The 10,258-nt window shown below is 67.8% G+C and carries 11 protein-coding genes and 1 pseudogene; 1 reads left to right on the top strand and 11 read right to left on the bottom strand.

Annotated elements, in window-relative coordinates; all coding sequences use genetic code 11:
- The 4 genes from HA630_RS06655 to HA630_RS06640 form a co-directional block, all read right to left on the bottom strand.
- Positions 1 to 531: amidohydrolase family protein (locus HA630_RS06655; protein ID WP_166833503.1), on the bottom strand; the 531-nt coding region annotated here is incomplete at its 3' end.
- 112 nt (positions 532 to 643) lie between these two features.
- Entirely contained in the window at positions 644 to 1,327 is a 684-nt protein-coding gene (gene ligK / locus HA630_RS06650) for a 4-carboxy-4-hydroxy-2-oxoadipate aldolase/oxaloacetate decarboxylase (RefSeq protein WP_166833501.1), read from the bottom strand.
- 18 nt (positions 1,328 to 1,345) lie between these two features.
- The gene (locus HA630_RS06645; RefSeq protein ID WP_166833499.1) at positions 1,346 to 2,386 is read right to left on the bottom strand and encodes an amidohydrolase family protein; all 1,041 of its coding nucleotides are present in this window, start codon (positions 2,384 to 2,386) and stop codon (positions 1,346 to 1,348) included.
- Between the two features lie 47 nt (positions 2,387 to 2,433).
- Entirely contained in the window at positions 2,434 to 3,123 is a 690-nt protein-coding gene (locus HA630_RS06640) for a substrate-binding domain-containing protein (RefSeq protein WP_208299995.1), read from the bottom strand.
- Positions 3,124 to 3,249: 126 nt separating this feature from the next.
- Between HA630_RS06640 and HA630_RS06635 the strand changes: the two genes are divergently transcribed.
- Entirely contained in the window at positions 3,250 to 4,182 is a 933-nt protein-coding gene (locus HA630_RS06635) for a LysR substrate-binding domain-containing protein (protein ID WP_166833497.1), read from the top strand.
- A gap of 48 nt (positions 4,183 to 4,230) precedes the next feature.
- On the opposite strand, the gene HA630_RS06630 is transcribed toward HA630_RS06635, so the two are convergent.
- The 7 genes and pseudogenes from HA630_RS06630 to HA630_RS06600 form a co-directional block, all read right to left on the bottom strand.
- Positions 4,231 to 5,547 (bottom strand): TRAP transporter large permease, encoded by a 1,317-nt coding sequence (locus HA630_RS06630; RefSeq protein ID WP_166833495.1) that lies wholly within the window; start codon positions 5,545 to 5,547, stop codon positions 4,231 to 4,233.
- Between the two features lies 1 nt (position 5,548).
- Positions 5,549 to 6,067, bottom strand: a complete 519-nt coding sequence (locus tag HA630_RS06625) for a TRAP transporter small permease (protein WP_243855372.1) — start codon at positions 6,065 to 6,067, stop codon at positions 5,549 to 5,551.
- Positions 6,068 to 6,163: 96 nt separating this feature from the next.
- Positions 6,164 to 7,201 carry a TRAP transporter substrate-binding protein gene (locus tag HA630_RS06620; protein WP_166833491.1) on the bottom strand — a complete coding sequence of 346 codons (1,038 nt, stop codon included), beginning with the start codon at positions 7,199 to 7,201 and terminating at the stop codon, positions 6,164 to 6,166.
- 251 nt (positions 7,202 to 7,452) lie between these two features.
- A complete protein-coding gene (gene fahA, locus HA630_RS06615; RefSeq protein WP_166833489.1) occupies positions 7,453 to 8,769 on the bottom strand; it encodes a fumarylacetoacetase in 1,317 nt (438 codons plus the stop codon).
- Positions 8,770 to 8,788: 19 nt separating this feature from the next.
- A complete protein-coding gene (locus HA630_RS06610) occupies positions 8,789 to 9,328 on the bottom strand; it encodes a VOC family protein (RefSeq protein ID WP_166833487.1) in 540 nt (179 codons plus the stop codon).
- Positions 9,329 to 9,400: 72 nt separating this feature from the next.
- Positions 9,401 to 9,673 carry a DUF2783 domain-containing protein gene (locus HA630_RS06605; RefSeq protein WP_166833485.1) on the bottom strand — a complete coding sequence of 91 codons (273 nt, stop codon included), beginning with the start codon at positions 9,671 to 9,673 and terminating at the stop codon, positions 9,401 to 9,403.
- A gap of 17 nt (positions 9,674 to 9,690) precedes the next feature.
- A pseudogene (locus HA630_RS06600) lies at positions 9,691 to 10,258 on the bottom strand (FAD-dependent oxidoreductase); the annotation flags it as partial.

The following is a 10,258-nucleotide window of genomic DNA, read 5'->3' as shown; positions in this document are numbered from 1 at the left end:
GGTGAAGAAGTCCCACAGCTCGGGCAGGTCCACCGCCTCGAAGTAGATGACCACGTGCCAGCCGAGCTTGGCGATGCGGCCGGCGATCTCCATCAGCTCGTCTTTGGGGGTGAAGTCCACCAGGCGCTTGACGAAGTTGAAGCGCACGCCGCGCACGCCGGCGGCGTGCAGGGCCTGCAGTTCGTCGTCGGTGACCGAGCGCTTGACCGTGGCCACGCCGCGCGCCTTGCCGCCCGACGACAGGCAGGCATCGACCATGGCGCGGTTGTCGGCACCGTGGCAGGTGGCTTGCACCACCACGTTGCGGGCAAAGCCCAGGTGGTCGCGCAGCGCGTACAACTCGTGTTTGCTGGCGTCGCAAGGCGTGTACTTGCGCTCGGGGGCGTAAGGGAATTCGGCGCCCGGACCGAAGACGTGGCAGTGCGCGTCCACGGCGCCGGCGGGCAACTGGAATTTGGGCTTGCTGGGGCCGGTGTACCAGTCCAACCAGCCGGCGGTTTTGGTGAAGTCACCGGAAGTGGGTTTGCTCATGGTATCTCCATACTTTGTCAGAGAGCTTGCCCCGCTCTGTTGGGGCGATTTTCCGGCCGAAGGACGGATGAGCCCCGGCAGAGCGGGGCAAGCTCTCCACACATGGGGGCAATCAGTCGATGTATTTCAGGCCCGCGGCCGCCAGGGGCTCGCGCATCTTGTACATGTCCAGGCCCAGCACGCCGGCGGCCAGCTTGGCGCGCTTTTCGCCTTCGAAGCTTTCGCGCTTTTGCGCCGCGGCCAGGGTCTCCAGCGCACGGGCGGCGGGCACGCAGACCACGCCGTCGTCGTCGGCCACGATCACGTCACCGGGGGTGACCAGCATGCCGGCGCAGACGATGGGGATGTTGACCGAACCCAGCGTGGCCTTGATACAGCCTTTGGAGCTGATGCACTTGCTCCAGACCGGGAAGTTCATGCGCTGCAGTTCGGCCACGTCGCGCACGCCGGCGTCGATGACCAGCGCGCGGGCGCCCCGGGCCTGGAAGCTGGTGGCCAGCAGGTCGCCAAAGTAGCCGTCGGTGCACTCGGCGGTGACGGTGGCCACCACCACGTCGCCGGGCTGGATCTGCTCGGCGGCCACGTGCATCATCCAGTTGTCACCGGGCTGCAGCAGCACAGTGACGGCGGTGCCGGACACCTGTTGCCCGGCGAAGATGGGGCGCATGTAGGGTTTGAGCAGGCCGACGCGGCCCATGGCTTCGTGCACCGTGGCCGAGCCCAAGGCGGCCAGGCCGTCGGCGGCGGTGCGGTCGGCGCGGGTGATGTTGCGGTAAACGACCCCGAGTTCGTACATCTTGGCTTCCTTGAAAAATTACAGGCCCTTGGCCTTCAGGGCGGCGTCCATGCGCGGGAACACGCGGCGGGCGTTGCCTTCGAACACCTTGTAGCGCTGCTCTTCCGTCAGGTTGGGCGTGGCCGCCACGTAGCGCTTGGTGTCGTCGTAGTGGTGGCCGGTTTCGGGGTCGATGCCGCGCACCGCGCCGATCATCTCGCTGGCAAACAGGATGTTGTCCACCGGGATCACCTTGGTCAGCAGGTCGATGCCCGGCTGGTGGTACACGCAGGTGTCGAAGAACACGTTGTTGAGCAGGTGGTCTTGCAGCAGGGGCTTCTTCATCTCCTGCGCCAGGCCACGGAAGCGGCCCCAGTGGTACGGCACCGCGCCACCGCCGTGGGGGATCAGGAACTTCAGCGTCGGGAAGTCCTTGAACAGGTCACCCTGGATGAGCTGCATGAAGGCCGTGGTGTCGGCGTTCAGGTAGTGCGCGCCCGTGGTGTGGAAGCAGGCGTTGCAGCTGGTGGAGACGTGGATCATCGCGGGGATGTCGTGCTCCACCATCTTTTCGTAGATGGGGTACCAGTGGCGGTCGGTCAGCGGGGGGCTGGTCCAGTGGCCGCCGGACGGATCGGGGTTGAGGTTGATACCCACCATCCCGTATTCCTTGACGCACTTTTCCAGTTCGGGAATGCAGGTGGCCGGGTCCACGCCGGGGCTCTGCGGCAGCATGGCGGCGCCAATGAAGTGGTCGGGGAACAGCTGGCTGACGCGGTGGCACAGCTCGTTGCAAATGGCCGCCCAGGTGGACGAGGTGTTGAAGTCGCCGATGTGGTGGGCCATGAAGCTGGCGCGCGGGCTGAACACGGTCAGGTCGCTGCCGCGTTCCTTCATCAGCTTGAGCTGGTTGGTCTCGATGGACTCACGCAGTTCGTCGTCGCTGATTTTCAGGCTCTTGGGGTCCGGCGTCTTGCTCGGGTCTTTGAGCGCGGCGATCTGCAGGTCGCGCCAGGCACCCAGGGCGGCGGGCGCCGTGGTGTAGTGGCCGTGGACGTCGATGATGAGGGGTTTCGTCATGGGGTCTCCAAAGTCGGGAAGCAGTTTTTTTGGGGGCTGGGCGGCACTCAGGCCGGGTCCATGCCCTGGCGCTGCTTGGCGGCGGCGGTGTCGGGCGAGGCGAGGAAGGCGAGGAGGTCGCGCACCGCCTCGGGCCGGTCGCAGGTGGCACACACCGCGCCGGTGAAGGTGGTGACGATCTGGATGTCGGGCGGCAGGGGGCCGACCACGTCGATGCCGTCGAGGTGGATCAGCTCGCTCAACTGCTGGAAGCCCAGGTCCACCGCGCCGCTGGCCACCAGCGAACCGACCGGGGTGCCCGGCGGCGGGGTGACGGTGCGGTCGGCCAGTTCGGCCCCAAGGCCCCAGCGCTCGAACAACCGGGCCAGGGCGACGCCGCTGGGGCCGGTGGAACAACTGAGGCGGCGGGCCGCGGCCACGGCGCGGCGCACGGCGTCGGCGCTGGACAGGTCGGGCCGGGGCGCGCCAGCGCGCACCGCCACGCCCACGCCCGAGCGCACCAGCGGCACAGCGCTGCCGGGCAGCACGCGGCCGGCGGCCTCCAACTGGGCGATGGCGTCGCTGGCCAGCAGCACCACGTCGAACGCCTCGCCGGCCTGCACGCGCCGGGCCGCATCGACGCCGCCCACCGACTCGATCTGCACCGCCTGGCCGGTGCGCTGGCGGTAGGCCTCGGTCAGTTCCGCCAGCAGCAGGCGGGTGGCCATGGAGGAAATACCGCGCAAGGGGGAGGTCATGGGAACAGGGGGGATGGACAACGATGGGGCATTGTGGACGAGCCCCCTCGGCCCGACTAGGCCGGCACCGCTCTATCTGCTATCGCAAATGAGCATACCACAGGCATTCGTATCTAAAATCGCAGCATGGACTTGAAACAATTGGAGTACTTTGTGCGGGTGGCCGAGCTGGGCAGCTTCACCCGTGCGGCCCATGCGCTCAACATTGCGCAACCGGCCCTGAGCCGGCAGGTGCGGCTGCTGGAGGTGGAGTTGCGACAGAACCTGCTGCTGCGCAACGGCCGCGGCGCCACGCCCACCGAGGCCGGGCAGCTGCTGCTGGACCATGGGCGCGGCATCCTGCACCAGGTGGAACGGGCCCGCGAAGACCTGGGCCGCATCCGCGGCGCGCTGGCCGGGCGCGTGGCCATCGGCCTGCCGCCCACGCTGGCGCGGGTGCTGACGGTGCCCTTGACGCGCGCCTTTCGGCGCCAGCTGCCGGAGGCGCAGCTGACCATCACCGAAGGCCTGTCCAGCGCCATGCAGGAAGGCCTGATGAACGGCCGGCTGGACGTGGCGGTGCTGTACAACGCCCAGCCGGTGCCGGCGCTGGAGTTGCAGCCCCTGTTCGACGAACCGCTGGTGCTGGTGGAGGCGCGTCGCCCCGGCCTGCAGGAAGACCCGCCGCCCCCACCCCTGCCGCTGGCCGAGCTGGCCACCCTGCCCCTGGTGATCCCGAGCCGGCCCAACGCGATCCGCATGCACGTGGAACTGGAACTGGCCGGTCTGGGCTTGCGGCCGCAGGTGGTGCTGGAAATCGACGGGGTGTCGGCCATTCTGGACCTGGTGGCCGAGGGCATGGGCTGCGCGGTGCTGTCGCGGCACGCCGTGGCCAGTTCTCTGCGGCCTTCGGCCTACGCGGTGCGGGCCATCGGCAACCCGGGCCTGCACACCCGGCTGTCGCTGGCCACCAGTTCGCAGCGGCCGGCCACCCTCACCCTGCAGGCCACCCTGCCCTTGCTGCAACAGGTCTGCACCGAGGTGGTGGGCCCCACCGCCATGAAAAAAGCCGCTCCGTAGGAGCGGCCCTGTCGCGGTGCCGGCCAGGCGCCGACGCAAGCGGCGGTGTCAGAACCGCAGCGCGAACAGCGTGATGGCCGGGAACGCCGCCAGGATGGCGGTGCGCACCAGATCGCTCACCACGAAGGGCGTGACGCCGCGGTAGGTGTGCGAGATCGGGATGTCCTTGGCCATGTTGTTGATGACGAACAGGTTCATGCCCACCGGCGGCGTGATCAGGCCCACCTCCACCACGATCAGCACCAGGATGCCGAACCAGATGGCGGTTTCTTCCGGGCCCAGACCGAAGTCCAGCCCCATGATCATCGGGAAGAAAATGGGGATGGTCAGCAGGATCATGGACAGCGAGTCCATGACGCAGCCCAGCAGCAGGTACACCACCAGCACCGTGGCCAGCACCAGCCAGGGGCTCATGCCCAGGTCGATCACCCACTGCGCCATTTCCTGCGGCAGCTGTGACAGGGCCAGAAAGGTGTTGTAGAGCCCGGCGCCCAGCACGATCATGAAGATCATGCCGGTGGCGATCGCGGTGCCCAGCACGGCGTCGCGCAGGGTCTTGCGGTTGAGGCCACCGGCCGCCCAGGCGGCCACGCCGGTGCCAAAGGCCCCGATGGCGGCGCCCTCGGTCGGGGTGAACAGGCCGGTGTAGATACCGCCGACCACCGCCAGGAAGATGGCGATCACCGGCCAGGTCTTGAGCGTGGCCTTCCAACGCTCGGCCACAGGCATGGGGGCCATGGTGCCGGCGCTGTCGGGCTTGACGCGGACGTAGATGGCAATCACGAGCATGTAGCCGATGGCCGCCAGAATGCCGGGGATGAACGCCGCCAGGAACAGCTTGGCGATGTTCTGCTCGGTCAGGATGGCGTAGATGACCAGCACCACCGACGGCGGGATGAGGATGCCCAGGGTGCCGCCGGCCGCCAGGCAGGCGGTGGACAGCGCGCCGCTGTAACCGGCGCGCTTGAGTTCGGGCAGCGCGACCTGGCCCATGGTGGCGGCCGTGGCCAGCGACGAGCCGCAGATGGCGCCGAAACCGGCGCAGGCGCCGACGGCGGCCATGGCCACGCCCCCCTTGCGGTGGCCGATCCAGGCCTCGGCGGCCTTGAACAGCGCCTGCGACAGCCCGCCGAGCGCGGCGAACTGCCCCATCAGCAGGAACAGCGGAATCACCGACAGGTTGTAGTTGGAAAACGTGCTGTAGCTGACCTGCTTGAGCTGGCTCAGGATGGGGGCGGCGTTGCCGTACACGAAGTAGGCGCCGACCACGCCGCACAAGGCCATGGCCAGTCCAATGGGCACGCGGATGAAAATCAGGCCCAGCAAGATGGGAAACGACCAGGCGGCCAGTTCGATGGTGCTCATGTCAGTGGACTCCTGCCGACTCAACCGGCCAATCTTGGGGGTAGGACGCCAGGCCGAACATGATCAGGTTCTTGGCCACGTAGGCCACGCAACCCAGCACGGCGCCCACCATGCACAGGGCATAAGCCCACCAGACCGGCATCTGCAGGATGAAAGTGGTTTCGAGGTATTCGCGTTTTTCGACCAGGCCGTTCCACAACTGCCAGGTCAGTACCAGCCACAGGGCCAGCATCATCAGGTCGCTGAAGGTGACCACGGTGCGCTGCGCCCACTTGGGCAGGTGCATGTAGAGCAGGTCCACGGTGGCGTGGCCGCCGCGCAGGTAGGTCCAGGGCAGGAAGAAGAAGACCGCCACCGCGGTGCCCGCCTCCACCAGCTCAAAGTCGCCCGGCACCGGGCCCAAGCCCAGACCGATCATGGCGCGGCCGGCCACGCTGGCCACGATCATCAGCGTGATGGCACACAGCACCAGGCCGCCCAGAATGGCGGACCACTTGGTGCAGCGAAACACCCAGGTCATCATGATTCACGTCCTTGACGGGCGGCCCACGGCGGCCGCACTGCAAAAAAACGCGCACGGTGCGAACACCATGCGCGCGGCGGGTTGCCCCGAAGTTTACTTGCTGTGCTTGGCGATCAGGGCACGGGCCTCGGCGGCCAGCTTGGCACCGTCGATGTTCTTGGCCTTCATGTCCTTGACCCAATCGGACTCCACCGCACTGGCGGTGCGCAGCCAGCGCTGGGTTTCGGCCGCGTCCAGCGCCACGATGTTGTTCTTGGCCTTCTCGGCCACGGCACGGCCCAACTTGTCGCCCTCGTCCATCGCGCGGCCAAAGGCGGCGGCGGTTTCGAGGCCCGAGTTGTTGTCGATCACCTTCTTCAGGTCGGCCGGCAGCTTGTCGTAGGTGGCCTTGTTCATGCTGAAGGCGAAGGCCATGTTGTACAGGCCCTTGTCACCGGCAAAGGTGGTGTGGTTCTTCACCATCTCGGTGACCTTCACGGCCGGGCCCACTTCCCAGGGGATGGTGGTGCCGTCGAGCACGCCCTTGGACAGGGCCTCGGTCACGGCCGGCACCGGCATGCCCACCGGGGTGGCGCCGAGCTTGACCAGCATGTTGTTGACGATGCGGGTGCCGCCACGGATCTTCATGCCGCGCAGGTCTTCCAGGCCGTTCACCGGCTTTTTGGTGTGGAACAGACCCGGGCCGTGGGTGTGGATGGCCAGCAGCTTGACGTCCTTGAACTCGTCGGCGGCGAACTTGTCCACGAATTCCCAGGCGGCCTTGGAGGTGATTTCACCGGCGCGCGCGCCCGACGGGGCGATGAAGGGGATCTCGAACACCTCGGTCTTAACAAAGCGGTTCGGGGTGTAGCCCAGCACCGTCCAGGTGATGTCGGCCACACCGTCGCGGGCCTGGTCGAACAACTGGGCCGGCGAACCGCCCATTTGCATGGCCGGGAACAGCTGCACCTTGATGCGGCCACCGGATTCGGCCTCCACCTTCTTGGCCCAGGGCTCGATGGCCAGGCGGGGCACGTTGGCCTGCGGCGGCAGGAAGTGGTGCAGACGCAGGGTGACCTGCTGCGCCATGGCGCTGGTGGCGGTGAGGGCGGCGCAGATCAGGCCGAGGGTGCGAAGTTTGAACGGTTTCATGGTGAAGTCCTTTGACGGAGGTGTGCCGGCTGGCCCGTTGTCCCTGGAAACGAAGCGCCGACCCGGGTCGATCGCCTCGATTGATTATTAGATATAACTTTATCACCCGGACTGCAGTCGAATGCACTAGGGATTACCCTAGTGCGGAAGAAGCAGCCCGCCTGCCCTCGGCACAAGCACTATAGTGCGGGCCTGCCCACATAAAACAGGCAAAACACACTAGCTGCTATGCCGCTTGGGCATGGAACTCGTCAGGCGCGGGCCGGCAGCACCGTGCCCCAACACTCGCCGAAACCCAGCCGCGCTGCGCCCGGTTTTTCGCACCAGCCGCGGATCACCACCGCGTCGCCGTCGAGCAGGTAGGTGCGGCTTTCGCCGTTGGGCAGCGCCACCGGCTGTTGGCCGCCTTGCGTCAGCTCGATCAGGGCGCCGGCCTGGTCCAGCGTCGGGCCCGACAGGGTGCCGCTGCCGAACAGGTCGCCCGGCTGCAGGTTGCAACCGTTGACGGTATGGTGGGTGACCATCTGGGCGATGGTCCAGTAAGCGTGGCGGTAGCTGGTGGCGGTGATGCGGGCGGCGCCCTGCCCGGCTTCGCGCATCTGCGCGGTTTGCAGGCCCACTTCCAACCGGATGTCGAAGGCGCCAACGGCGCGGTTGGCGGGCGTGTCCAGGTAGGGCAGTGGCTGCGGGTCGTCGGCCGGGCGCTCGAAGGCCACCCGGTACGGCGCCAGGGCCTCCAGCGTCACCACCCAGGGCGAGATGGTGGTGGCGAAGTTCTTGGCCAGGAAGGGCCCCAGCGGCTGGTATTCCCAGGCCTGGATGTCGCGCGCCGACCAGTCGTTGAGCAGGCACAGGCCGAAGACGTGCGACTCGGCCTCGGGCAGGGCGATGGGGTCGCCCAAGGCGTTGCCGTGGCCGATGAAGATGCCCAGCTCCAGCTCGATGTCCAGCCGCTGGCTGGGCGCCAGCACCGGGGCCGCCGCGTCGGGCGCTTTGACCTGGCCGCGCGGGCGGTGGAAAGCCTGGCCCGACACGCCGATGCTGCTGGCGCGGCCGTGGTAGCCGATGGGCACCCACTTGTAGTTGGGCAGCAGCGGGTTGTCGGGACGGAACTGTTTGCCGATGTTGGTGGCGTGGTGGACCGAGGTGTAGAAGTCGGTGTAGTCGCCGATCTGGGCCGGCAGGCCGTATTCGGCCTCGGCCTGGGGCAGCAGGCAGGGCTGCAGCGCGGCCTGCTGGGCGCTGCCTTCGCGCAGGGCGCGCGACAGGGCCAGGCGCAGGGCCGACCAAGCGGCAGGGCCCAGCGCCATGAGGGCGTTGAGGCGGTCTTGGGCGGCGGCGGCCACGGCGCTGGCCGCCAGGCCGCTGAACACGCCGGCGCGGTCCACCGCGGCCAGGTCCAGGATCTGGTCGCCGATGGCCACACCGCCACGGTGGGCCTCGTGGCTGCCACGGCGGCGGAACACGGCAAACGGCAGGTTCTGCAGCGGGAAGTCGGTGCCCGGCGTGTGGGCCGAGGCCACCCAGCTGCGCAGGGACGGGTCGTGGGTTTCGTTGAGTGTGCTCATGTCGGGGGGGGGGTGTGGGTCAGGTGGCCAGGCTGCCGTCGTGCATCCAGGCGGCGTGTTTCGGGGCTTGCTTGGTCTGGCTCCATTCCTGCAGCATGTCCCACTTCACCTCGTCGAGCTTGCGGTACATCTCGGGGGTGCCGGTGTCGCAGGCCAGTTCCAGCCGGTGGCCGTTGGGGTCGAAGAAGTAGATGCTTTTGAAAATGGTGTGGTCGGTCGGGCCTAGCACCTCGATGCCGGCCGCGACCAGTTTTTCTTTCGTGGCCAGCAGGGTGTCCAGCGAATCGACCTTCAGGGCCAGGTGCTGCACCCAGGCGGGGGTGTTCTCGTCGCGGCCCATGGGCTGTTGCTCGGGCAGCTCGAAAAAGGCCAGCACGTTGCCGTTGCCGGCGTCGAGGAAGATGTGCATGTAGGGGTCCCAAGCCTTGGTGGACGGGACCTCGTTTTCGGCGATGGCGAGCACGAATTTCATGCCCAGGTGCTGGGTGTACCACTCCACGGTTTCTTTCGCGTCTTTGCAGCGGTAGGCAACGTGGTGGATCTGTTGGATCAAGGACATGGCGGGTCTCCTGGCGGGGGTGCGAAGAATTCTGTCAGGGCTGGCGGGTGCGTGTGTCACCCAACGGGGACATCAGGCCGCGGCGTGGCTGGGCACCACCGGGGTGATGGCCTGGCGCTCGGCGGTGGCGCTGGCGGGGGCATCGCCAGCGTCGGGGGCGGCGCTGTGGCGCGCGAGGCGGAAGGCCTCGCGCAGCACGGCCACGTCGCCAATGTGGTTGGCCAGCAGCAGCACCAGCCGCGCGTTCAGGGCGTGGCTTTGCTCGGTGCTCAGGCCCTGGTGGGCGGCGATGAGTGCCTCGTACATGTCGTCGTAGGGCAGCGCGTGGGCTTGGGTGTTGAGCATGGGGTCTCCTTCAACGGTCAGGCACGGGCGGGCTGGGCGCAGGCGGTGGCCAGCGCGGCGCGCACGGCGGCCTCGGTCGGTTGGCGCCAGCGCGCGGCCACGTGCTGGTCGGGGCGGATCAGGTAGGCGGTGCCGGGCGTGGCGTCCAGCCGCTGCTGCACCAGGCCCTGCACATCCTTCAAATCCTGCCCAATGGCGATGGGGGTGACATGGGGCAGGCCATGCGCCCAGACCGGCACGGGGCCGAATACCAGCAGGGTAAAGTCTGCGGCGGTTTCGCGCAACAGCCAGCTTGCGCTGCCGTCGGCGCGCTGCACCGGAGCGTCGGTCAAGGGCGCGCCGGGCACCATCTTGCCGGCGAAGGGGTCCACGTCCGCCGTGTTCAGGCTGGAGCCGTGCAGCGTGGCCGGCACCGACAGGCGGCCGCTGTTGACAATGCGGCGGGCAAAGTCGTGCTCGCGCGCCAGGTCCAGCGTGGCGTCGCGGAACAGGCGGCTGATCTCGCTCTTGGGCGTGATGAAGTCGGTGGCGCGGGTGGAGTTGAGGATGTTCTCGTCCGCCGCGTACTCGCGCTCGGGGCCGTAG

It is taken from the genome of Aquabacterium sp. A08 (genome assembly GCF_011742065.1).
Note: the sequence above shows the minus strand (reverse complement) of the source record. Positions and strands in the feature narration are given on the sequence as shown.